The organism is Methanolacinia petrolearia DSM 11571 (assembly GCF_000147875.1).
GTDB lineage: Archaea > Halobacteriota > Methanomicrobia > Methanomicrobiales > Methanomicrobiaceae > Methanolacinia > Methanolacinia petrolearia.
Genome location: NC_014507.1, coordinates 1,880,177 through 1,905,274 on the forward strand (window position 1 = coordinate 1,880,177; position 25,098 = coordinate 1,905,274).

General features: G+C 44.6%; 23 protein-coding genes. 9 read left to right on the forward strand and 14 right to left on the reverse strand.

Features of this window, described 5'->3' with window-relative positions; genetic code table 11:
- Positions 1-3: 3 nt before the first annotated feature.
- Together mutL and mutS are read right to left on the reverse strand one after the other, a co-directional pair.
- Positions 4-1,860, reverse strand: a complete 1,857-nt coding sequence (gene mutL, locus MPET_RS09425; protein WP_013329793.1) for a DNA mismatch repair endonuclease MutL — start codon at positions 1,858-1,860, stop codon at positions 4-6.
- Complete coding sequence (gene mutS / locus MPET_RS09430) at positions 1,857-4,502, reverse strand: DNA mismatch repair protein MutS (RefSeq protein ID WP_013329794.1); 2,646 nt, start codon at positions 4,500-4,502, stop codon at positions 1,857-1,859. The genes mutL and mutS overlap by 4 nt, the downstream gene beginning before the upstream one ends.
- A 925-nt stretch (positions 4,503-5,427) precedes the next feature.
- Here mutS and xerA point away from each other — a divergent pair.
- The 7 genes from xerA (at position 5,428) to cbiQ (ending at position 12,895) form a co-directional block, all read left to right on the forward strand.
- A complete protein-coding gene (gene xerA, locus MPET_RS09435; RefSeq protein WP_013329795.1) occupies positions 5,428-6,336 on the forward strand; it encodes a site-specific tyrosine recombinase/integron integrase in 909 nt (302 codons plus the stop codon).
- Between the two features lie 1,298 nt (positions 6,337-7,634).
- The gene (locus tag MPET_RS09440; RefSeq protein WP_013329796.1) at positions 7,635-8,450 is read left to right on the forward strand and encodes a DUF5806 family protein; all 816 of its coding nucleotides are present in this window, start codon (positions 7,635-7,637) and stop codon (positions 8,448-8,450) included.
- A 291-nt stretch (positions 8,451-8,741) separates the two neighbouring features.
- Positions 8,742-10,097, forward strand: a complete 1,356-nt coding sequence (gene glmM / locus MPET_RS09445) for a phosphoglucosamine mutase (protein WP_048130808.1) — start codon at positions 8,742-8,744, stop codon at positions 10,095-10,097.
- Between the two features lie 142 nt (positions 10,098-10,239).
- Positions 10,240-10,890: a cobalt transporter CbiM gene (cbiM, locus tag MPET_RS09450; RefSeq protein ID WP_013329798.1), complete on the forward strand. Its 651-nt coding sequence runs from the start codon at positions 10,240-10,242 to the stop codon at positions 10,888-10,890.
- A complete protein-coding gene (locus MPET_RS09455) occupies positions 10,887-11,228 on the forward strand; it encodes a PDGLE domain-containing protein (RefSeq protein WP_013329799.1) in 342 nt (113 codons plus the stop codon). Before cbiM ends, MPET_RS09455 begins: the two co-directional genes overlap by 4 nt.
- Before the next feature lie 18 nt (positions 11,229-11,246).
- Complete coding sequence (locus MPET_RS09460) at positions 11,247-12,080, forward strand: ATP-binding cassette domain-containing protein (protein ID WP_013329800.1); 834 nt, start codon at positions 11,247-11,249, stop codon at positions 12,078-12,080.
- Positions 12,077-12,895 carry a cobalt ECF transporter T component CbiQ gene (cbiQ, locus tag MPET_RS09465; protein WP_013329801.1) on the forward strand — a complete coding sequence of 273 codons (819 nt, stop codon included), beginning with the start codon at positions 12,077-12,079 and terminating at the stop codon, positions 12,893-12,895. Before MPET_RS09460 ends, cbiQ begins: the two co-directional genes overlap by 4 nt.
- Here the strand turns inward: cbiQ and MPET_RS09470 are convergent.
- From MPET_RS09470 to MPET_RS09480, 3 genes are read right to left on the reverse strand one after another with little or no spacing between them, the layout of a single operon-like run.
- Complete coding sequence (locus MPET_RS09470; RefSeq protein ID WP_225353808.1) at positions 12,892-13,401, reverse strand: manganese efflux pump MntP; 510 nt, start codon at positions 13,399-13,401, stop codon at positions 12,892-12,894. The two genes, cbiQ and MPET_RS09470, sit on opposite strands and share 4 nt — an antisense overlap.
- Before the next feature lie 51 nt (positions 13,402-13,452).
- Entirely contained in the window at positions 13,453-13,722 is a 270-nt protein-coding gene (locus MPET_RS09475; protein WP_013329803.1) for a DUF1894 domain-containing protein, read from the reverse strand.
- Positions 13,710-14,177: a DUF1890 domain-containing protein gene (locus MPET_RS09480; RefSeq protein WP_013329804.1), complete on the reverse strand. Its 468-nt coding sequence runs from the start codon at positions 14,175-14,177 to the stop codon at positions 13,710-13,712. Before MPET_RS09480 ends, MPET_RS09475 begins: the two co-directional genes overlap by 13 nt.
- Before the next feature lie 95 nt (positions 14,178-14,272).
- On the opposite strand from MPET_RS09480, the gene MPET_RS09485 reads away from it, so the two are divergent.
- Both MPET_RS09485 and MPET_RS09490 read left to right on the forward strand, forming a co-directional pair.
- On the forward strand, positions 14,273-14,698 hold the full coding sequence (locus tag MPET_RS09485; protein ID WP_013329805.1) for a GNAT family N-acetyltransferase: 426 nt from the start codon (positions 14,273-14,275) through the stop codon (positions 14,696-14,698).
- The gene (locus MPET_RS09490) at positions 14,691-15,596 is read left to right on the forward strand and encodes a DUF2156 domain-containing protein (protein WP_013329806.1); all 906 of its coding nucleotides are present in this window, start codon (positions 14,691-14,693) and stop codon (positions 15,594-15,596) included. The genes MPET_RS09485 and MPET_RS09490 overlap by 8 nt, the downstream gene beginning before the upstream one ends.
- A gap of 504 nt (positions 15,597-16,100) precedes the next feature.
- On the opposite strand, the gene MPET_RS09495 is transcribed toward MPET_RS09490, so the two are convergent.
- From MPET_RS09495 to MPET_RS09535, 9 genes are all read right to left on the reverse strand, one after another.
- Positions 16,101-16,499 (reverse strand): hypothetical protein, encoded by a 399-nt coding sequence (locus MPET_RS09495; RefSeq protein ID WP_013329807.1) that lies wholly within the window; start codon positions 16,497-16,499, stop codon positions 16,101-16,103.
- Positions 16,500-16,748: 249 nt separating this feature from the next.
- Positions 16,749-17,480, reverse strand: coding sequence for a hypothetical protein (locus MPET_RS09500; RefSeq protein ID WP_013329808.1), 732 nt, complete (start codon positions 17,478-17,480; stop codon positions 16,749-16,751).
- 11 nt (positions 17,481-17,491) lie between these two features.
- The gene (locus tag MPET_RS09505; protein WP_013329809.1) at positions 17,492-18,325 is read right to left on the reverse strand and encodes a hypothetical protein; all 834 of its coding nucleotides are present in this window, start codon (positions 18,323-18,325) and stop codon (positions 17,492-17,494) included.
- A 234-nt stretch (positions 18,326-18,559) separates the two neighbouring features.
- A complete protein-coding gene (locus tag MPET_RS09510; RefSeq protein ID WP_013329810.1) occupies positions 18,560-18,958 on the reverse strand; it encodes a hypothetical protein in 399 nt (132 codons plus the stop codon).
- Complete coding sequence (locus MPET_RS09515; protein WP_148222217.1) at positions 18,946-19,995, reverse strand: hypothetical protein; 1,050 nt, start codon at positions 19,993-19,995, stop codon at positions 18,946-18,948. The genes MPET_RS09510 and MPET_RS09515 overlap by 13 nt, the downstream gene beginning before the upstream one ends.
- Positions 19,996-20,880: 885 nt before the next feature.
- Positions 20,881-22,044, reverse strand: coding sequence for an aconitase X (locus MPET_RS09520; RefSeq protein WP_013329812.1), 1,164 nt, complete (start codon positions 22,042-22,044; stop codon positions 20,881-20,883).
- A gap of 6 nt (positions 22,045-22,050) precedes the next feature.
- On the reverse strand, positions 22,051-23,292 hold the full coding sequence (locus MPET_RS09525) for a UbiD family decarboxylase (RefSeq protein ID WP_048131090.1): 1,242 nt from the start codon (positions 23,290-23,292) through the stop codon (positions 22,051-22,053).
- Positions 23,285-23,836, reverse strand: a complete 552-nt coding sequence (locus MPET_RS09530) for a UbiX family flavin prenyltransferase (RefSeq protein WP_013329814.1) — start codon at positions 23,834-23,836, stop codon at positions 23,285-23,287. Before MPET_RS09530 ends, MPET_RS09525 begins: the two co-directional genes overlap by 8 nt.
- Positions 23,837-23,870: 34 nt before the next feature.
- Positions 23,871-25,076, reverse strand: a complete 1,206-nt coding sequence (locus tag MPET_RS09535; protein WP_013329815.1) for an HD domain-containing protein — start codon at positions 25,074-25,076, stop codon at positions 23,871-23,873.
- Positions 25,077-25,098 lie beyond the last annotated feature (22 nt).

Genomic DNA, 25,098 nt, shown 5'->3' on the forward strand with positions numbered 1-25,098 from the left:
CCTTTAACTTCTTTTAAACATAGAGTCCAGCCGAGATTTCGAAAAAGAGATCATGGTCGGCCTTCCGTGAGGACATGAATACGGATTTTTCGTTCTCGACAGCTGATCGACAAGTCTCTCCATCTGCTCCACGGATAACGAAGTTCCCGCTTTTATTGCAGCTTTGCATGCGATAGTGGAGGAGATTTTTTCTTTCAGAATGTCAAGAGACTGCGCCCTGCCCCCTTCGAGCAGATCGTTTACGATATCTCTCAGTGTTTCGGTACCGGCTTTTTTCCCGAGAATTACCGGGACGGCCCTGAGAGCATAGGTGTCCTTCCCGAACTCCTCGAGGAAGAAACCCTCCTCCTCAAGAAGCTGAAGGTTTTCTGAAAGTGCTGCGGACTCGGACGGCTTAAACGGGATCACAGAAGGAACGAGAAGCTCCTGTGAGATGTGGCCCGAGTTCCTCTTCTCGCAGACCATCTCATACATTATCCTCTCGTGGGCGGCATGCTGATCGATTATCACCATTTCGTCCTCGTCGCTTCCCCGCATCTGTGTTACTATATATGAATCGTCGACCTGCCCTATGACCTTCATGTAAGGAAGTTTTCTGTCATCCTCTTCAGATTCTGCGGCATCTGCGGACGAACGAAGCCTTGAATCGGTAGTAGAATATTCTGCCAGGGAATGGTCGGATCTGTTCTCCTTAATTTTGTTTGTCCTTCCCGAATAGGGATTATAAACCGGATCTTCGGACGATACGCAAAATAACGGTTTCTGAGAGGTATCGTCGACAACGGAAACTTTCCGGATGATGTTTTTATTTCCCGCACCATACGAAAACAGCAGGTTCCTGGAGTCCAGCGCCTCCCTGACTGAAGCTACAATCTCTTCTGTTATCTCTTTCTCTCTTGAGAAACGGACTTCTTTTTTAGCCGGGTGGACGTTTACGTCTACGACTTTCCTGTCAATCCTGATATTCAGGAAACATACCGGGTATCTCTCCCGCGGGAGAAGGGTGCCGTATGCCCTCTTCACCGCCTGGACGAGAGGAAGGGAATAAACCGGCCGGTTGTTTACGGATATGATGATCTTCCTGGAATTCGGAGCATCAAGGGAGGGAGGTGCACAGAAGCCGTCGACTTTCATGAACGTCTGAAGGCTCTTTACCGGGATCATCTCCTTTGCGTATTCGGTTCCGTAAACATACGTGATAGTATCGAGAACCGACCCGGATTTTCCTGTAGAAAGGCTGACTTTGCCGTTATGCAGGAGCTGAAATGAGATGCCGCTGTTGGCAAGCGATGCCTCTTCGACGACCCTGAATATATGGGTGAATTCGGTCTTTACAGATTTCAGGAATTTTTTTCTGACGGGCGTATTGAAGAACAGTTTTTCAACGAAGATGCTTGTTCCGTCCGGAGCGCTCACAGGGGACTGCTCGACTACGTCACCACCCTCTATTACGATCTTTGTACCCGGAGACGGTTCAAGTGTCCTTTGTTTTGTGATCATCGTGACCTTCGATACGGCCGCTATACTTGCAAGCGCCTCACCGCGAAAGCCCATTGTCGAGATCTCATAGAGATCGGATATTTTTGAGATTTTGCTTGTTGCATGCCTCGAAAACGAGATAAGGGCTGAATCGGCATCCATTCCGTATCCGTCGTCGGATATCCTGATCTTTGCTATTCCGTTGTTGTCGGAGGTTATCTCAACCTTTATTGAAGTTGCTTCCGCATCGAGCGAATTTTCAACCAGCTCCTTTACAACGGAGGCCGGCCTTTCGATTACTTCGCCGGCCGCTATCTTGTTGATCGTTGCATTGCTCAGGATGTGTATCTTTCCGGACTCACGGGATTCAGGACTGGTCATTTTTTATTTCCTCCGGCTTCTTCTCTCAACTGGTATATTACTGCAAGCGCCTCTCTCGGGGTCAGCGAATCGGGATCCAGATCTTTTACTTTCTTCAGGAGAGATTTCGTATTCTCATCCAGTGCCGGTTCCACGGCGGTTGGCTGGTCAACGAGAAGCATCTGGGTATAACGCGGCTGGATTCTTCCCCCGGTGCAGTACTCCTTCTCCTGCTCCTCCCGCAGTATCTCCTCGGATCTCTTTAGCACTTTCCTGGGAATTCCCGCAAGTTTTGCCACATGGATACCATAGCTCTTGTCGCTCGCACCGGGGATCAGTTTCCTGAGGAATACTATATCAGATCCTGTATCCTTTACAGCAAAATGATAGTTCTTCACCCTCTTCATCTTTCCCTCGATGTCCACCATCTCATGGAAGTGAGTGGCAAAAAGTGTTCTCGGCCCGGAACTCCCGCTCCCGTGCAGGTATTCTATAACTGCGCATGCAATGGAATATCCGTCAAGCGTACTTGTTCCCCTCCCTATCTCGTCGAGGATTACAAGGCTTTTGTCCGTTACATTGTTGAGTATGTTCGCAAGCTCAAGCATCTCGACCATGAACGTGCTCTGGCCGCTCGATAGATCGTCGAAAGCACCAACACGGGTGAATATCCTGTCGATAATTCCGATTACGGCACCTGACGCAGGGACGAAGCATCCTGCCTGGGCCATAATGCATAAAAGAGCCACTTCACGCATGTAGGTCGATTTTCCGGCCATGTTGGCGCCGGTTATTATCAGGATCTGGTTGTCCGAGGAATCGATCCCTGCATCGTTCGGGACAAAACCGGAGGACTGGTTCCTCTCTACAACCGGGTGCCGGCCGTCGCTTATCAGGAGTCTTGCCGAATCCTCGATCACGGGACGGACGTAATTGAAGTTCGATGACAGATGGGCAAAGTCCGCCAGGACATCAAGCCGGCCGATCATTTTTGCAGTTTCAAGGATCTCTTCGACTTTTTCCCTGAGTTCAGTCAGGATTCCGTCATACAAATCCTGTTCGAGTGCGATAAATCTCTCTTCCGCATTGACGATAAGCGACTCTTTCTCCTGCAGTTGGGGAAGAGTAAACCTTTCCCCATTGGCAGTGGTCTGTTTTCTCTGGTACTCCTGGGGAACAAGTTTGAGATTGGACTTTGTCACTTCTATATAATAACCGAAGACTTTGTTGTAGCTGACCTTCAGCGATTTAATCCCGGTCCGGTCCCTCTCGTCCTGCTGGAACTGGGCTATCCACTCCTTTGCAGAACCCGACGAGTCCCTGAGTTCGTCAAGATCATGATTGTAGCCTTTCTTGATCACACCGCCGGTTCTCGCCAGCACGGGGGGTTCGTCCTCGATGGATCTCTCAATCAGTTCAACGCATTCGTCGAGAGATTCAATCGAACCGAGCGAACAGGATATAAGTTCAGGGGTTACTGCTCCTTCCTCCGAAAATAATGATCTGATCTCGGGAATTTTTGCAAGGGAATTCTTTAATGTGACGAGTTCTCTCGGACCTGCATTCCCGTAGGAGATCCTCGCTGCGATTCTTTCAATATCCGCGTAACGGTGCAGGAGAAATCGCAATGATTCACGGATGTACAGGTTATTGAAGAAGAACTCTACTGCATTGAGCCTTGAATTTATATTGTCCCGGTCTACAAGCGGGGCCGTGAGCCATGATCTCAGAACCCTGCTCCCCATCGGTGTTTTAGTCTCGTCAAGGATATCGTAAAGTGAATTCTTACCCTGCCGTGTTCTTATATTCTCCAGGACCTCCAGGTTCCTCAGAGTGATTGCATCGAGAACCATGCTCCCGGAAGGAAGTCTGGTTGAAAAGCCCCTGATGTGGGAAAGATCCGATTTCTGCGTTTCGCACGCATATGAAAGGCATGCACCCGCAGCGCATACGGACAGGTCCATTCCCATGCAGCCGTATCCTTCGAGAGAATTCACCTCAAATTTTTCGAGCAGATAATTCCTTGCTGTGTCTATATCGAAATGAAGTGTATCATACCCGGTCACAAGAACGTTTCTGCCCGTGATATAATCAGAAATTTTCTTTGGACAATTTTCCGGGACAATGCACTCCGACGGTCTGTAGCGTGCAATCTCCGAATTTATCTGCGAGAACATTTCTCCATTGCCGGACCCAGAGATAAAAAACTCTCCCGTGGAAATATCAAGGAAGGCAAATCCCAGGTCTTCTCCGTCCCTGCCCGGCATAACTGACATCAGGTAACTGGGGCCCGAATTCTCGATCATTCCCGAATCGATAATTGTTCCCGGGGTTATTATCCTGACAACGTCACGTTTTACGATGCCCTTGGCCTTTTTCGGGTCCTCTATCTGATCGCAGACTGCCACCCTGTAACCCTTCTTTACAAGGCGCGAGATATACGATTCACCCGCGTGAATCGGAACACCTGCAAGCGGCATTTTTTCGCCGTTCTTGTCCCTGCCGCGTGAAGTCAGTGTAATATCCAGTTCACGCGACACGACTTCGGCATCCTCTCCAAAAGTCTCGTAGAAATCACCCATCTGGAAAAAAAGAACTGTGCCGGGGTGTTTCGACTTCATTTCGTAGAACTGTCTCATAGCAGGTGTCGGGCCGTCTGTCATCCTTGATTATTAGTATCGGTTTCGAGGGATATGACTGTTTTGAGAACAATCCGAAAGTGATCGCAATAAACCAAATAATGATATCATCGATCTTTCAGGTGTGATCAGTTTGACAATTTTCATGAAAAATAGTGCTTCAAATTTAATTTCCTAAGTCCCCTTCGTAAATATAGCATCATATGGTTTATTGAGATCAAAATTCCTGCAGGTGGCTGAAACAAAATAACCAGAATTTGTAAATTTTATCAAAAAAGGCATCCTGAAATCCCTTGAAAAGAAAATTCATGGATCTTTTCTTTGTGACGACAGAGATTGCCTAAATTTTATTTTGAGAATGAGACAAATTTGAAGCATTCTAACCTGCAGGATTTTTTTCAGTAGGAAATGCAAATACTTCGTGAATCACCAAACTGTAAAATCAAATTTAAGCAAATCTGAAATTCGACGAAAAGACAAAATTTTAACGTCCTCACAGAAGCCCTGTATTCAACGATCTCATGCCCGTTCGATATAAGCATCGTCTGAAAAAAATACCGGAATAACGTGCCGTTATATCAATGCAATCCGATTTACATGAAAATCACGTCGTGATTACATGAAACAGTGCATGAAACCTGTGTTTCATGAACGCTTTTATACACAGGCAATCCCACGAAAATAAAATCAACAATTTTCGGATCGCGTTGATCCGTTTTTTCCCGGATTCACTATAGCAAAATTCGGTTTATCAGATAAGTATCATTGCATCTGGACTGAAACCCGGAACCCATGAAAATTCGATCATGGCTCATTCCATAGTGAAAATCCAGGTACCGATCAGGATCGAATTACCAAAAATACCTGAAATTCGGGGTGTCTGACGTTTTGTCGCAGAATAGGTATTCTGCGCAAAGCTTATTTATTCACAGGAAATAAAGAATAAAGCATGGAAGGGGATTATTTTTCGGAATGGCTCAAAAGGTTCAGTCACCACCTCCGAATGAGGAATTTTTCCCCAAGAACGATAGCCAGCTACGAAGGGGCAGTAAAGAAATTCGGTTACTACCTGTGGATAAGGCGAAACATGGGACAGGAAAAACTGGTAATCTACTGGAACGATCTCGCAAACGCCAGACTGGATACTGAGATCGATACGACACCGATGATGATCAACGATTTTCTTGCATTTCTGACGTCATTACGGGACTATAAAGCAACCACACTTCAAAGGATCATCTCCTCCCTCAGCTCATTTTACAGGTACTGCTATACCCAGGGAGTAGTTGATTCGAACCCCCTTGCTGCCATCGACAGGCCGAAGATAAAGGAAAAAGAGCTGAGATACCTTAAACACAACCAGGTCTTATCGCTCTTTAATTCGATAAACAACGAAAGAGACAGGCTCATCATAAGAACAATATACGCGACCGGTGTCCGTGTATCTGAACTTTGTTCGATAAATATCGAGGATATCGACTTTGAAGACCGCATCATCAGGGTAAAAGGAAAAGGAGGTAAAATCCGGACCGTTTTCATCGACGAAGACACCCTGCAGGACATTAATCATTATACATCAGGCAGGATCTCAGGGCCGCTTTTTGAAGGACAACAGGGAAAGAACATATCCCCGCGGACGGTTCAGCACATATTCGAAAGATATGCCCCCACAGGAATTACGCCGCATAAAATAAGGCACAGTTACGCAAGCGAATTGTACAGGAGGTCCAAAAATTTGAGAGTTGTCCAGGAAAACCTGGGCCACAGTTCGATCCAGACGACCGAGGTATACCTGCATACGGATATAGATGAGAGAAGAGAGGTCTATAAGAAATATTTCCCCCTTTCAAAGGAATAAGCCTAAATTCTTCGTTTATTCAGATTAGATCTGTTCATATTCCACGACCATTTTTCCGGAGATCTGAAACAATAACATCCTAAAATTCGATTTAAAATGAGATGAAAAATATCAAATCCGGACTCATCTGAATCTTACTTTTTTGGAGACACCAGGAGTCACAAAAATCCCGGATCCAACTTTGATTATGATATTAGACCCATTTCGGTTATAATTTTTATTCCACGGATTCAGGGTCTCTGGCACTCTGTAAAATTTTCAGAAGAGCATAGGCTTGCAACAGAAAAAAAATACATCGATATAACAGCACGAGAATGCTCTCTTTTTTTAGGCGATGTTGTTGCCGGAGAGGCAGAAAATAACGCAATACAGGGCTTCTATGCGGACGTAAAAATTCGCGTTCTCACTGCTTTTAACGATTTATTTAAGTTTTACGTTATAGTCCTTTGATGTCTGAAATCTTTTTTACTGAAAAAAATCTCCTGGAATACTATGGCTCTTCGTTAATCTGTGTGGATATAAAAGCAAGTATCATTACTTCTGACAACCCCTCGCCGCGAACCGCACAGCAGGTTCGCGGATCGGCCCCGACCTCGGGGCCTCTCAATTGTGATAGGCCGCACAGGGGATAGACACGTATCCCCTGAGCGGCGAGATGCGGTAAATTCATAGTGTGTATAGGAGCGAAATATGTCAAAAAACAAATTCAGAAGCTCAGGGGACCCTCGCCGGTTCTCTGAGCGTGCCATGAGATGGTTATCTTAAGGCAAGGCCCTTGGGTAAGGCCGTCCAGCGGCCTTGGCCGCTGGTGCCGGGGTCGCCTGAGAAAGACATGGTCATCAAGAGTCAAAAAGTTTGTTGGGATTAGGACAAGGAGTGGCGGGTCCTGATTTTTATATCAAATAAAACCTCATAGAGAGATTTCATAGGATTTCAACAAAGTAAAGTCGAAATTTCTTTTTTTTGACGATGATAGATCTACAGATCGATAATATCGTAATTTCTGTTTGTACATTTTTTCGAATATCAGGAGAATAGAAAAAAATTAATTTAAGCCCGGATGTTCCCCGAATTTTGGTAAAAATTAATAATTTTTGAAATTTTTCAGACAGTCAACGTGAGCTCCAACAATCGCATAAACCATATGATGCTATATTTTTGCCTTGAGAGAAATTCAAAATAAAACCGTCGAGTCAAACAAAAACCCGAAATCAAAAAACGGTTTATCGGATCTCCTGCATCAGCTCCGGAGATACCGGGAAAAATTGAATAAAACAAAACACCCCATATAATGAATAATGGAAGAAGAACCTGAATCTCAGGATTTCAATAACATAGATCCGGTGGAAGTTGATCCTGAAAAGGACAGCATCGAACAGCCGGACCCTGGCGATATACCGGATATCGATATAAATAACGAAGAGACGGATGATACCGCAGACAAACACAAAACAACAGAGCCCGGGATCCTTAATCTAAACGAAATTGATAATCCGATGGATCAGCCTGAAAGGAAACCTCTCTCTGAAGAGGATCTTCAAAGAATAAACAAATATAAAAAATTCAAAAAAGTTGACGGTTCGGCATACAGGCGTGTAAACCAGTTTCTAAGAAAACACACATATATCACTGCAAGAGAATGGGCAATCGCGAGGCTATGTTCAGATTTTACAACAAGGGGCGGAGCCGAGATGACATTTATCGGCGAAAACCTTCCCAATCTCGTCCCGTTCATGATTGATACATATACCCCGCAGGCAGTCAACCAGGCAAGAAGCTCCTTCAAACGAAAGGTGCGGAAATCAGGTGCAACCTTTTTTTATGGAGCATTATGCGGTTTTTTTACAGCCGACGAACTTGACGACATTCTTTTTGAATCCAGTGAAATCGCCCGTTTCCTCCTTGAGATCGAGGGTACTGCCGTAGATATCGATGACGAGATCGATATCGAAGACAGGATTACTGAGGTGATGAGAAGCGTGGCCGAAGCAGCATCGATGCTCAGAACCGGTAATTCCCCTAATTCCGACAATTCGGAAAAAAGAGACAGGAAAATATCCCTGGATGAGCCTGAAGATGACGATGAAGAATACCCCGATGACATCAATGAATGAAATCATATTCTTCAGGCATTCCCAATCCCAAAAAAAGTCCTTTTCTTGTTCCATTTTTCAAATACAAAAATAATCAGATGAATTGTCCCGGTTAAAATCTGTACCGTCCGGTAAAGTAGAAACTGTTCATACACCAATTGCTGCGATATATTTCAATTCAGTATAGACATGAATATTTTTCATCCCCGGGATCTTGCCACGCCTACAAGTAAAATCAAATTTGAATCAACTGTTGTTATACAAATATCCAAAAACAGATTTACCTTCCACTTCATATCATATACCGGTACAATGGCTTCAGAAAAAGCAGAAAAGAAATTATTCGGAACAAACGGTGCAAGAGGGGTTACCGGAAAGGACATGACACCCGATCTTGTCATGAGAATCGGTCTTTCACTGAGCAAAATAAGAAAAGGGAAGATTGCAGTCGGCATGGACACCCGGACTTCGGGCCCCTCCCTGAAATCTGCCATAAAAGCCGGACTGCTTGCGGGCGGATGCGATGTCGTCGACCTGGGAATTTTACCCACGCCTGCCCTGCAGTATATTGTAAAATTACATTTCGATGCAGGCGCCATGATTACTGCATCCCATAATCCCCCTGAATATAACGGCGTTAAAATAATCGACTCGGACGGAACGGAATTCAGCGATGAAGATACGATAAAACTTGAAGGGATCCTTTTCTCGGGCGATTATGAGCTCAAAGAATGGACAGGAGTAGGTAAGGAATCCTGTGCAAACGAGATGCTCGATGAATACACTGATGCTATATGCAGCCGGATCGAAAAACTTGAAAAACCGCTGACCGTTGCAGTCGATCCCGGATCGGGCCCCGCATGCCTGACGACCGAAAAAATTCTCACCGGAATCGGATGCAGGGTTCATACTATAAACGGGCAGATGGACGGATTCTTCCCGGGGAGAATGCCCGAACCCTCACCCGAGGGTTTGAAGCCCCTTGCAGAACTTGTACTTGCAACAAATTCCGCTTTCGGGGTAGCGCATGACGGAGATGCGGACAGGGCCGTGTTCATAGACGACAAAGGTGAATACCTTGAAGAGAACGAAGAATTCGCCCTCATGCAGAAATATGCCTGCCGCAACAACCCCGGGGGAGTTGTAGTAACGCCTGTAAGCACTTCAAAGGTTGCAGAAATTATAGCGGCCGAATACAACTGCCGTGTCGAGTATACCAGAGTGGGAAGCATCTCAGTTGCAAGGAAGATGATTGAACTTGCAGAAAAAGGGGAAAACGTCGTATTCGGCGGAGAAGGAAACGGCGGACTGATATTCCCCGGACACCAGCACTGCCGTGACGGAGGGATGACGGCGGCAGCAATGGCCTCTTTGATCTCAACAGAAGGAAGACCACTCTCTGAATTAAGAAAAGATCTTCCCAAACTCGTAATGCTCAAGGATAAGATATTCAGCGACAATCATACCGAAATTCTGAATAAAGCGACCAAATCATTTTCAGGTGAAGAGATCGATCTTACCGACGGAGTAAGAATCAACAGAAAAGACGGCAGATGGGCTCTGCTCCGCCCGTCCGGAACGGAGCCGTTTATGAGATTATATGTAGAGGCGCCTGAAAAAGATGCAGCAGAGTCATTCAGGGAAGAGATCCTGAAATCAATAAACTAAACAGATTACTTTTTTTAAAAAAAATATAACAATAAATTATTCTTCTTTTTAATTTTGAGATTATGAGTGACAAGTATTACAATTAATTCGAATCAGTAATACTTATTTACAATAATGTCATATTGCTTAATTGTTGGTAAAGATGCATATTCCTGACGCATTTATGCCGCTGCCACAAGCAGCAGTTTACTGGTTGCTGGCAATAATTTTTATTGCCCTCGCACTCAAATGGGCGCGAAAAGAATTGAATGAAGATAAAATTCCTCTTGTTGCTGTTCTTGCCGCTGGAATTTTTGCCATACAGGCATTTAACCTGCCTGTAGGTATGGGAACCTCGGGGCACCTTGTAGGAGGAGCCCTCGCTGCAATAGTCCTCGGTTCTCCATACGCTGCAGTATTCATACTGACGATTGTCCTTATCATCCAGGGAGTAATATTCGGTGACGGAGGGATTACCACCATGGGTGCCAACATCATCAACATGGGCGTTATCGGTGGTTTTGTCGGATTTTATTCGTTCCAGGGACTCAAATCGGTAACAAAGAACGTTTATATCTCTGCCGGAATTGCAGCATGGCTTGCATGCTTCATAGCCGCGCTTGCATGTGCAATTGAGATGGCAATCGCCGGAACATTCCCGCTCATTGCCGGAATGACAGCAATGGGTATCTACCATGCTGCAATAGGCGTGATTGAAGGTATCATTACTGCGGTTGCGATATACCTCATACATAATGTAAGACCGGATCTACTGTCATTTGACACGAAAAGCGGTACGGAGGCACCGGCATGATGGACAATAAGAAATTTATGATCATAGGTATCATCGTTGCCCTGATTATTGGGATCCTGGCGGTATTCCTTGCATCAGGTGATCCCGACGGTCTGGAGAGCACCGCGCTTGTAGTACAGGATGAAAAATCTATTCTCGGTGCATCGCCCGAAGACGGGGATGCCGAGGCAATAGGTACCGGAACATTCACATATGAGTCTCCGCTTCCCGACTATACGATGGGTGAAAGTGCCGGAACGGCAGGTGCTATTGTCGCCCTGATCATAGGAATCTTCATCACCTTTGGTCTGATCATAGGCGTAACCTGGGCGGTCACATCAAAAACCTCAAAATCATAGAAAACAACCTTTTTTTAAATGCATATTCTGGAAACACGAAACCTGAAGTACTCATATAATAACGACATAGAGGCACTGAAGGGAATAAATTTTATCGCCGGCAGAAAGCAGAAGATCGCGATAATAGGTGCGAACGGCGCAGGCAAGAGCACCCTGTTCAAACACTTCAACGGAATCCTGACACCATCCTCCGGCGAAGTTCTTGTCCACGGTGAGCCAATATCAAAATCCAATTTAAAGGAGATTAGGAAGACTGTAGGGATCGTTTTCCAGAACTCTGATGACCAGATCTTCTCTCCGACCGTCGAAGAGGATATTGCATTCGGGCCAACCAATCTCGGCCTTGATGAAGAGACAATTCAGCACAGGGTAAACGAGACACTAAGACTTCTGTCGATCGAACACCTCAGGGACAGGGTTCCGCATCATCTCAGCGGAGGAGAGAAAAAAAGAGTTGCCATTGCAGGAGTCCTTGCAATGGAGCCCCAGGTTATCGTCCTCGACGAGCCTACCGCGGGGCTCGATCCCCGCGGGGTAAAAGATCTGATAGGTTTCTTAAACGAGCTTCCGGAAAAATACGGTATGACGATTATCTTCTCCACGCATTCCGTAGAACTTGTACCGGAGATTGCCGATTATGTATATGTTCTGGATAAAGGGGCGATTGTTGCACAGGGCGGAGTCAGGGATGTGTTCGGCAACGAGGAACTTCTGAATGAAATAGGCCTCGAAGTGCCTGTTTTCCCAAGACTGATCAAATCTCTCAACAGGAGAGGAATGAATATCGATATGGCATTTACATTTGATGAAACAGAAGATGCCATTGCAAGGGAATTCAGCAGATTGAAATGATCGAAGAATTGTATGCCATCGAAAAACTGGCAATGGGAACCAGCCCAATACACATTCTCGATTCAAGAATAAAGATCATAATCTGTTTTGCCGCAATTATTGCAATGGTTGCATATCCATATTCTGTTTCCGTATGGATTCCGGGGTTGCTCTTCTTTTTATTCTTCCTGATGCTCTGGGTGATCTCGGAGCTGCCCGTAACAACATACCTGAAAAGACTGGTTATGATCCTGCCGTTCGGGATATTTATTATACTCTTCCAGATATTCTTTGAAAACAGTCACTATGATACTTTTACAGTGCTGGTGCCCCTTCCGCTCGGCATAAACATATACAGCGAATCCGTCGAATTCGCAGCGATACTGTTTGTAAAATTCATCATATGCATCTCCTTCATAATTCTTCTGTCATCAACCACCCCGATGCAGAACCTGCTCACGGGCGCCAGAAGGCTGGGGCTTCCGCCGGAATTCGCCCTTGTAATTGGCCTCATGATCAGGTACCTTTTCGTCTTTGCTGAAATGTTCGGCAGGGTGATGAATGTATTCGAGACAAAATGCTTCAACTCCTTCGACAGATCCCTGCCGTACAAGTACAGGCTGAAGATACTCGGATATACTGTGGGAACGATGTTCATCAGGTCATATGAACAGGGGGAGCGGACATATATCAGCATGCTATGCAGGGGCTACTCGAAGGATTCATACCTTCAGATCAGCAAAAAGGAGATCAAACCGGGGGAATGGATTATTGTCTGTATTGCCCTTATGTTCATTATCATGGTTCCGCTGGTCGGATATTTTTCAGGAATTTAGATACTCTCAATAATAATTTTTATTCCAAGGAGAATCAGTATACATCCTCCGATTATCTCCGCTCTCTTCCCGATCACATCGCCGAACTTTCCGCCCAGGTTATACCCTGCCAGAGAAAGAACCAGTGTTACGATCGCGATAATAAATGCAGGAGCAAGAATATCCATATCCAGAAATGCGAATGAAAGACCCACAGCAAGCGAATCGATACTTGTGGCGATGCCGAGGATAATAAGAACCAGGGGGGCAGTCAGATCGAATACCTTCTCTTCAGTGCCGTAGAATCCTTCATAAATCATCTTCAGGCCGATTGCCAGTAGAAGAATAAATGCAATCCAGTGATCGTAACTCGATATGAGATCATTGAAATTTCTTCCGGCGAACCAGCCGAGGATACACATTCCTCCCTGGAATCCGCCGAATACAACGGCCAGTTTTATTGAAGTAGGAAATTTATTTGATCTCTCGCATACTCCTGCAGATACTGAAACGGCAAAGGCATCCATAGCAAGCCCAACGGCTATAGCAAAAATGAATAATGTATCCATATTCCGGGCCTAATTTTTTCTATACTTTGCCGCTTCCTCAGGATTTCTCACCTTAAGGAGGAATGTCCCGTGGCAGGGCTTTGTATACGGAAATATGAGGTCCTCTCCGTCAAGAGCAATATATACAGGAGGTATCCCGATTATATGAACATCAAAGATCTTGTGACCCGGTTTTACCTCATGAAGTTCGGAATAGTGCTTCTTCTGGTACTCGCGGCATTCCGCAAAACTTGCATTCCTTAGCAAGACCTCATATGGCGTCTTTTCTATACAGCCCATTTCATCACCCTGTCTATCTCTTTAATAAGCGGTTTGGGATTATGAACGGCCTCGGCCGAGATAATTCTTGAAGAAAAGTCTATCAGTTTCACCATCTCATCGTACTCTTTTCCAAAGACCACAGGGATAACTTCGCACTCAAGAATTTCGTTCATTGTTGCGGCATATGCAACTCCCGAATCGTTGTGGATGAACACAAAACAGAGATCGTAATTCTCTCCTTCATCGACAATTCTGGCAACTTCGGAATCGATGTTCTTCAACTCTCCTATATAATACAGGCCGGGATCTGAATATTTTATGATCATATCGGCTGCAGGTGTTCCGGCAGCAACAGGTTTGTAGCCCTCCTCCTTCAGCTTATATGAAATATAGAGCACAGCAGGAGTCTGAACAGGTACCTGCGGACACCCCATAACAAGAAGAACTTTTTTTTCATCTTCAGTACTCATCATCAATCACACGGACCAATTTTATTCGGTTTCACTCTTATTTATACATATAAATATTAAATATTATAATACCCCGATAACCGACCCGGATGAGTAAAATGAAAGATACGAATATAGAGATCTCAATTATAAAGGACTGGAACATCGAAGAGATTATTGATCTCTACAGAGAAGGAGGATGGTGGAAGGAAGAATGGGATCCGGATGAGATCAAACCGCTGATCAGCGGAAGCTTCCTGTTTGCAGTAGCCATCAACAAAAAGAACAGGGCAGTAGGTATGGGGAGAGTGATCTCGGACGGTTCATCGGACGGATATGTTCAGGATCTTGTGGTCCGTTCGGATTACAGGGGTACTGGTCTTGGCAGACGCATTTTAAAGACCCTGGTTGCTGAATCCAGGAAACGCGGGTTAAGCTGGATAGGTCTTATAGCCGAACCAGGAACCTCGAAGTTTTATGAAAAGGAAGGATTTTCAATAATGGACGATCATATTCCAATGGTTTTAAGGTTCTACGATGATTGATATTAAGGATTTCAGGGACGTGACCCTCAAAGATAAAGCTTTTTTCAAAGATTTTTTTTCAAAGTACCCATCCGAACACAGCGACAATACATTTCCGACAATGGTGTGCTGGTCGGAATATGCGCACTACAGGTTTGTAAACGTCGGAGGTGCGGTCATTATTTCATCCGAGATCGACGGAGACTATTCATTCAGGGGGCCTTTCGGAGAATATGACAATTCATTATTGATCGATACTCTGAAACTTGCAAAAGAATACGGAACAGACCACGCATATGAAATATTTGACAAAAATACATTTCTGAGAGTCCTTAAATATATTCCAAAGGATGTAATAGTTCCCGAACGGGATTTCTTCGACTATGTATACGATACCGAACTGCTTGCCGATCTTCCAGGAAAGGATTTTTTCAATATCAGGAAGCAGATCAACAAATTCAAGAATAAATGCAGTTACAAGATCGAGGATATCTCAGAGGAAAGCCTTGAAAGCATTCATAAATTCCTTATAAAATGGTGCGAATGGAAGCATTGCGAAGAGAATAGCGTTCTGAATTACGAGATGAGCGCCCTGCAGTATGCAGTCGATCACTATAAAGAACTGGAGCTTTCCGGGATTATCATCAAAAACGAGGAAGACATTATTGCCCTTTCGATATATGAGGAATTGAACTCCGACAATATTGTGGTTCATTTTGAGAAAGGACTGCCGAAATGCAGCGGGAGCTATAAAATAATCAATAATGAAACCGCGAAAAAACTCAAAGGAAAATATAAATTTATCAACAGGGAATCCGATCTCGGTCTGCCCGGTTTAAGGGAAGCCAAGATGAGGTATCACCCCGATCACTTTTCAAAAGTGTATGTTGTAAAGGCGGAGAATATTCCGGATTTTTAATATTTAGATTGAAAATTTTTTCCAAAGGTTGCTTTAAAAAAATTTGGGAGATAATCGTCGGGTATTCATATCCTTTCGTGAGATGAATGTCATCACAAAAACCGGCATTTTGAGCTTATTTCACCCTTTTGGCCGGCGTTTTAGAGTATGATTATAAAAAACGCCGATCTGCCGTTTTTTTAAGGATTTAAGCCCGGATCACATCGAAATAACGGCACGAGAATGACCTCTTTTTTTCAGACGATGTTTATATCGAAGAGGAAGGAGATCGTGGAATCTCAGGCTTCTGTGTGGATGTAAAAGATCGTAATTCCCGCTGTTTTCATCCCCTATATATGCTTTACTTTACAATTTGACGATTGTCTGAAGATCAGATCAATCCAAAAATCTCACAGAAGATCTAATTTCAGCTACTTCCATAAAACTTCGTCACCCGGTACCCCTCCAAAAAAAGTAAATCCTATTTAATAAATTTCAGTTTACATTCAGTGAGGACGATTAAAATTATGATTTACAACCCGGTATATAAGACGGATATGGCCTATATGCTGAATAGATCATGCATGAATTATTTATCTTAACAAACATCCTTGGACTTGACAAGCATGTGTCCGCTTCAGAGTCACTCAGGTAAAATTCAATCTGGATAGAATAATTGTACCTTTCATCAAAACCAATTCCGGAGAATTTGATTGAATCAATGCTTTTATTCTCCAAAAACTCGATAACCCGTGAATCATTGAGAGCCACATTCAGGGCGGTAAGATCTGTTACATTTGCCGGGCACGTATTAATTACAGCCTCTTCACCCTGATCGGATTGCACCGGGAGAAAATATCCAGCCAACAATCCCATAAAAAAGGTTATTATAAGGATAGGTATCCATTTTTTTACGTTATCCATGACTTCACCTGGTAAGCTTCAGACCACCATGAAACAGGAAAAGGATATTCCAATTGTGGCGTTCCTGCAGAGCAATTGGTTAAATGGTCTTTAGTAGTATCGGGGAGGTTTCCGTTCCACCACAGAGAATTGGAATTATAACTGGTAAAAATGTATGCGTCACAGAAATATGATTCAGATACTGAATTAAAAGTATCTCCGTTGAAATACAACTTATCAAAATCAGGTATATTAAAGAATTTTCTTATTTTAGTTAGGAACTCTTCTTATCCTGATGTTTTCTGAGCCATAAATCTTAACAAACTCAAGATTTCCAGTATCTCCGCCATAGTATAGCATTTCGTCCCATAATGCACTATCGGCAGAGTTCCTGACGGTGAAATTTTCCTTAAGGCCGTCCATATAGTAATCCGACCATTTTTTTGAGTTTTCCATCAACAATACTGAGTCAAATCCAAGAACAGATTTCGCACCTTTACGGTATGTTTCATATGCGACATTTCCGAATCTGCTGTCAGAAGCTGAGCCAAATGAAATATAAACCGCCATGTTCAGTTCGTTCAATTCGTTTTCATCCATCTCGGAAATATCATCCTGAGTGACACACGAGGAAGAATCAAAGCACAAGGCAGAGGGGCAGCCATGCCCGATATAATAAATCACGGATGAATTTGATAGATTCGTCAACATAAGGTCCGGATCCGATTCAAGATAATAGTCTGATGAATATCCGATTTCGTTTAGTATCCTGTCAGCATGAATTGTCGTGGCGCTCACATCCCTTCCATAAACCTCTTCTTCTACCCACGGATATCCTCCATAGCACCTGGCGTTTGTATTGTTTGAAAGAGCAGGGCTAGTGCTGAAACTTTGAACATTATCTCCCGGGACATTATTTCCAAGGATTATGTATGTAAAAATAATGAATACGATGGTAATCGTTATCAGGACCGATAAAAAAAGGGTAATTTTTTTCTTCATTACTTCTGCCTCTACATGTAAGGATTTTTTAAAAGAACATCTCCGTTATGTGCATCGATTACGGCCTGTCCTCCACTGGCATATCCCCATGAATCCAGTCCATTATCTATATTGATATACCATGCAAGGTGCTGTTCTCCATCAAAATAGCTGACACATAATTTATTTTCGTATTCATAATTCCTGCCGGAATTTGCAGGAAGACTGAGCGCAGGTACCGCCTTTTCCATTGCTTCGCTTTCGCTTATTTCAGGCTCGAGCGACACTTCGGTTTCCCTTTCAACACCGATGTATCCTGCAATTTCTCCACCTTCTACGGCAATAATTACATAATTGGATGTATAGACCTCAGTGTTAAATAGGGAATTTTCAACTTCGTACCATTTGAAGAGATATCTTGCTCTTCCGTTATTCCCTTCAATTTTTTCCGAACCGGTTAATACCATGTTCAGGTTATCAAATGCCGGGTAGTGTTCCTGTTCAAACTCTTTGGCAAGTTTCAGATTTTCATCCTTCGATAGGTCGCTTCTGCCGGAACTTGAATCATCCTGGTAAAACCATGCCGATTCAACCTCTCCATTTTTTTTATAAACTTTGAAATTCCCTTCATCTGTTTCAAATTCGTAATAATCACCTGCAGATGTAGCGAAATCTCCTGAGGAGATGATCTTAACATTTGCATAAGATCGTTCATTATCAATTGAAGATAAAAAAGTTCTCAAACTTTCTTCTGCTTCACCGATTCCTATTTCATGGTCTGTACTGCTTTGCGACTGGGCATAGCATAGCGATGCCATAGAACTCAGCAATATTAAAACTACCATACATTTTGAAATTCTGTTCATCTTCTCTCACCTTAATCGAAATATTAACCTGATTGTCGTCCCCTTCAATTGATTATTAGACAGAACTTTATAATTGCGATATCTTGGAGATACGGCCCACCATGCTGTGTCAAAAGAGTTCTCTATGTTTTGTCCGTTGTCCTGAATATCGAAAAATCTCTTCACCTGAAACTTCCCCATGGAGAAATCTATTCGCTTTAATAAATCATGTTTTTATATCCTGACCGATTAAAATTATGATTTGCAACCCGGTATATAAGACGGATATGGCTTATATACTGAATAGATCATGCATGAATTATTTACATCAACATACATCCTCGGACTCGACAAACAGGTGTCTGCTTCCGATTCGCTCAGGTAAAACCCAACCTGGATTAAATTCTTATTTTCTTCATCATGACTTACTCTATATAATGTGATTGAATCAATGCTTTTATTCTCCAAAAACCCGATAACCCGTGAATCGTTGAGAGCCACATTCAGGGCGGTAAGATCTGTTACATTTGCCGGGCACGTATTAATTACAGCCTCTTCACCCTGATCGGATTGCACCGGGAGAAAATATCCAGCCAACAATCCTACAAAAAAAGTTATGATAAGGATAGGTATCCATTTTTTTACGTTATCCATGACTTCACCTGATAAGCTTCAGACCACCACGGAACAGAAAAAGGATAATTCAATTGTGGCGCTCCTGCAGAACAATTGGTTAAATGGTCTTTAGTAGCATCGGGGAGGTTCCCGTTCCACCACAGAGTACTGGAATTATAACTGGTAAAAAGGTATGAGTCACAGAAATATGATTCAGAGACTGAATTAAAAGTATCTCCGTCGAAAGCAAAATACTCATGGTTTTCATCCACATCACCATAACAAAATGGTAAATGTCCGGTTCTAATTTCCGATCCCTGCCACAATATCATATACGGATAACCCTCAGATGTCGGTGATGTGCTAATATAAATCTCAAAATTATAGTCCCTAAATCCACTTGTGAATGTTCGATGAGCAATATATTTCTCATCTCCATAAGCTGTACTGTCATAAGTGTAAACTGTATATTCCGATGGATCTCCTCCTACTGCCGGGGATTGTTTGGTTACCCCTACCTCTATCCACGTATCAACTCCACTAATATTTTGTCCTATATGGGATGTAAAATAATGATAGATCGTTCCGTCGGAAGAAACCTCCAAATACCCCGGATGATTATTCCCGTTGATTCCATTATAATGATAATTATCAATGCGGGCTCCCGCGTCTGCCTGTACCTGAACTGTTTTTAATGAATTGGTTTTGTCCATACTTTCTGAGATAGATCTATATTGATGTAACTGGGTTAGTCTCTCAGAAATCTTTTTGCTCTCTGTCTCAGTCATTCCATCCAGGTATGTTACTTCCGGCATTTTTTCTATCATTTCCGAGATTTCTTTGTCACTTAATCTGTTTCCTTCTTCATCAAAAAGAAACGGACTTCTCTTTAATTGCGTATCGATTCCTACTATGTCTCCACCGGAGGAGAAATTTTCATTTAAATTATTTTCAGATTCAGCGCTAACGACCGGAACGAAGATCGCACCGGCGAGTGCCATTACCAATAGCAGGATTAAAACCTGCATACCGAATTTTATGTTCATTTTTTCACCCGTTATCAGTTTTACCGGCATGCAAACCTTAATCTGCCATAATGTTGACATAGGAGATGCCGGTATTGTTACTCGGCAAATGAAGGATCTAACTGCGGGTTTTGTACGAAGTTTAGGACCTGCAATCTGATCCTTTACTCAGCCTTTCTTTTAGTTTTTAAAAGGGGGTTTTGTGGAGGTGTATTCCTCATCCGCCCCAGTTGAAAATGGACTGTAAGTCTATATACCAATTTTCACCATGCTCTTGAACAATCCATTCGGAAGTTAATAGAAAAAGTTTAATCGTATTGTTATTTGATGATGCATTATCTACGGGAACCAGTTTTCATACGTTTTTTAGAGAGATCACAAGCATACAGAGATTGATTTCTTCTGCGCGTGTTTACTGGTATAAACGAGAGCGGTTTTCAATCTTTTGATCCTCAAAGGCTCTTTGATCAGACTCCCAATCTAATCATCCGGAGTGTCCTACTTATTTCCGCAAAATGAATGCCGCCCAAAAAACGCCAATTTGAGCTTATTTCGCTCTTTTGACCAGTGATCTTGAGGGTGGATTCCAATAACGCCAATATATCGACTATATTGGGATTAAAGCCAGAATTGCATCGATATAACGGCACGTGATTGCCCTGTTTTTTTCAGACGATGTTTATGTTGAACAGGGAGGAGATCGTGGAATCTGGAGCTTCTGTGTGGATGCCAAAAAGGGGTTTTTCGCCGTTCCCATGACCTATTTAAACTTTACTTTATAATTTAGCGACGGTTTGAAACAATTGCTCTTCGAAAAATATTCACCGGACAATATCTTTGCACAGGGGATCATTATCAAAAAAATGTAATCCCGAGACCTCCGGTAAAGATCAGAACCCGGAGATCTACTTTAGCAAGTTTTTTTTGAGGCAGTTATTATCTAACAGCCTCTTCTATGCACTCTTCAAGGCTTCCCAGTCTTGCCTCGGCGCCGCACATATTCGGGACATAGGCAAATGCCTTGCCGGAATCGACCATTATCGTATCGAATTTATCCATCGCAGGAGAGACCACGATGCAGGTATCCTCGATAACCTTCGCCCCTGTCTTTTGAATCTTCGAGACTATACCGGCGTTTGCATCCTTCACGCCTTTCGACGAGAAGATGTAGAGAGGTTTTTTCACCTTCCTGCCTGCAAGCAATTCGGAAATTTTTAAAAGCTCTTCAGCCGAGCAGTGAGGGCACCCGACAGCCACCGCATCGATCTCCTTTTCCTTAAACAACGATTCTATCTCGGATGCCTCTATCACGATCTTTTCCGAGGGTTCCGGAGCAAATGTCGGCAGTCTCGCCTCGGGCGTTATCCCCTTTACATGATACAGGGCGACTGCTCCGGTTGCCGCCATCGCCGCTCCCAGGGCCTTGAGCTGATCTCTCGATGCGCGTATGTTCGTAAAGTACGGGATCCTGTTTCCAACCTCTTTTCCTGCAAGATATCCTATCGCACCGAAATGCCCGGCGTGAAGAGCGTCCGAATCCTCGACCTCAACTGTAACCTGAGGCATACGATTTTTGAACAGGTGCAGCCCGTACTTGGGAGTTTTACCGATAATTGCCGCTGCAAGTGCGGACGGCCCGCCCTCGCGGTTCGTCTTCGCGCCGATAACCGAGTTGACATACGAGACTGCAGACGATTCGGACCATGCAAGATGGTCCTGCATCGTCAGGTTCGTATAAAGGTAATAAGGAGTACAGGTGCACTCCATCTTCACGCCAAGCTTCCTGTACGCATCCATTACTGCCAGCTGTTTATCTGCGAACTCCTTTGAGATCCCTATATCGCGCCAGTTGTCACGGGGCATACCCACCGGATTTAAGACCGAAAGGACAGCGACACGCGCATCAAGATTTCTCAGCCATTCAAGGCCCCACTCGCCTATAGTCTTATACGACGCCCCGCTGATCTGGGCACTCGTTATCGGTACCAGCTCCTCCGCCCCGAAGACCTTCCCCAGAGCAACGAGGATCTCCATCATCTTCTGTCTTGTCTCGCCGTACTCACCGGCCAGTATATTCTCGTCTTCCCTGTCAAGCTGCATGTTTTATCAATCCCACCCGGCTCTAACGAAATTCTTCTCTTCTCCCATAACCATCGTTGCATCGACCCCGATTTTTACATTTGTACCGTCACCGATCCTGCACGGATCAAGCGATGAACCCCTGGCTCCTTCGATAACCATAAGGTCCCGGTCACCCCTGACACGGGTCGCGATTGCGTACTCGACATCCTCCATATCGTATATGTCGATATCTTCATCCACGATTACGACATGCTTCAGCGAGGTATGTGCGGCAAAAGCAGCCATGATCGCATTCTTCGCATCTCCCTGCGTATTCTTCCGTACCTGGACTACTCCGTGAAGGTACCCGCAGCCGCCGGTCGTAAGAGACACGTTGCGAACCGTCGTAACCTCTCCCACGGCACGATAGATCTTCGGCTCATAGGGCATTCCCATCAGGAGTTTGTGCTCGTTGCCTCCCGGGAGAATCCCATGAAATATCGGATCATTCCTCAGGTGCATTCCTGTAAGCTCGATAACAGGGGCGGGCCTTACGGGATCATAGGTTCCCGTGATATCGACAAAGGGGCCCTCGTCGGTTTTATCTCCGGTGATATAACCCTCGAGGACTATCTCGGCATCGGGAACATGAACGCCGTTTTCACACTCGAAGACATTCATCTCACCGCCGGAGAGTTCGGCGGCATATTGCAATTCTTTTCCGGTCGGAACACGTGTGCACGATGCAAACGTAACTCGCGGATGCGTCCCTATGGTTATCGCTACGGGCAGGCGATCGCCGTTTTCGAGCGCGGCCCTTAAGAGATTGTATGTATGGCGGCCCTCGACAAGTCGTGCGACCAGTCTCTTTTCATCGAGCACAAGCATCCTGTGAATCGATGCATTCGTGACTCCGCCGTACTCGGAAAAGACGATGGCTGAAGTAAGATATCTCCCGGCATCGAGAGGATAATGGCGCATAACCGGAAGACTGAAGAGATCGGGCGGATGCATATTGAGCTGCCCGGCATTATTCACGACACCGTCGTAGCCTGCCGATGAAAGGCTCCTTACGACATCCTTCTCATCATACCCGAGGGCAAGCGATATGGCCTTCCTCGATGCTGTAACGTTCATCACACCGCGATGAACTTTGTCAAGCTTGTGGAAGAAGAGAAGTTTATCGGTCTCCGCCGCCATCTTGGGCGCTTCGTATACCGACGAGACCTCTTCCTCTACATCGGTTACAAGATCCTTTTCCCTCATCAATTCTATAAAATCACGCATCATATCCACTCCATCGAAATCCCAGATCATGTTCGACTCCCAGGTGATCGAGAGCTCTTGCGACGACCATATCTACAAGATCTTCGATCTTTGTCGGTTTCATATAAAATCCCGGGGCCATCATCATTATCGTCGCACCCGCTTCATCGGCACCCAACATATTTTTGAGATGAATTCTTGAAAGAGGCATCTCCCTCGGCATAAGAATGCATTTCCTTCTCTCTTTGAGGCATACGTCCGCTGCACGTGTGATCAGATTTTCAGAGTAGCCGGAACTGACAGCCGCAAGAGTCTTCATGCTGCACGGGCAGATAATCATCCCTTCATAACGGAAAGAACCGCTTGCGACATCAGCGAACATGTCCTCCTCTCCGACATAGACTCCGTTAAAACCCGAGAGATCGACACCTTCATATTCCGCTATCTTCTTTGCAATATCAGATATGATGATATGGACCTCTCCCTTCTCAGTAAGAACTTCAAGAAGCCTCTTTGCGTACGCCATACCGCTGGCGCCGGTTACTGCCACTACATATCTTTTCATGGGGTGCACTCTCCAAATCTGATTGAACGGATCATTATATATTTAGCTTGTTCTGCTTAGTAGGTTTACTAATATTCAGGATTTCGGTCGCCGCACTCTCCACAGCTTTGCGATACTCAGGGAGAGTGTATACTCCCATCCTCCACTGGATTCTTCTCGTGTCGTTGAGAGTATTCAGCAAAGGCGACATCTCCTCGAGTGAGACCAGGTCGTTCCTGTTCTCGACCATAACGTCTATCGACATGGGAGACGGAAAGGACGGAATATCCACCAGAACGAAATCTTCATTCACTCCCGCGATCTCCGCAATCTCTGTGGCAATCCTTCTCTCGTCTATCAAATCTGAGCTTCGCAGGACTGACGACATCCGGATCTGGTCCAAACCGACATAGATCGAACGCTTGTAAAGGGACCTCCTCATCAGGCTCTTCATCAGAGTTGAAGCGCTTTCGGATTCGGAATTCATGAGCTCGACAGAGAACGACCCGTCATCCATGGACAGGAGTTCATTCGCCCGGTCGCTCCCGGTGGCTTCCAGGTGCCTGACTGCCGCCGCTTTGACCATCGATTCCGCAATCCTTGATACATGGTGAAAGTATATGGTAGGCCTCATCAAAGTCCTGGCAATAAGAAGCGACTCGGCGGCGATAATTCCGGTATCCTTCAACGCAAGACCGTTTTCAGAGAGAATCGTACTCTGTATAAGCCTCTGTGCATCAACCGTACCGTAAGGAACGCCTGTATAATGCGCATCCCTCATCAGGTAGTCCATCCTGTCTACATCCAGATCGCCATGAATTATCCCGGCCAGCTTATGCTTTCCTTCGATCATCCGGCAGATCTCGGACGGATCAAGCCCGATCTTCTCGACGGCCCCGGATATTTCAGTCTCATGGAGCATATGCTCCACTTCATGATGGCTTCTTCCGATATACTCCTCGATCAGCGGTTCGGTTGCATGCGAGAAAGGCCCGTGGCCGATATCATGCAAAATCCCTGAAACCATCGAGAGAAGGACATCATTATCATCGAGCTTCAGCCTTTTTGCAAGAATTCCGGCGAGGTGCATCGTCCCGAGGGAATGCTCGAAACGTGTGTGGTTTGCGCCGGGATACACCATATCCGAAAAGCCGAGCTGCCTGATGTGCCTGAGCCTCTGAACCTGCGGAGAATCAAGTAAAGGGAGAATTTTTTCATTTACGCTGATATAACCGTGAACAGGATCCTTTATCGTCTTCATCCGCTTTCTACATTTTAAATGA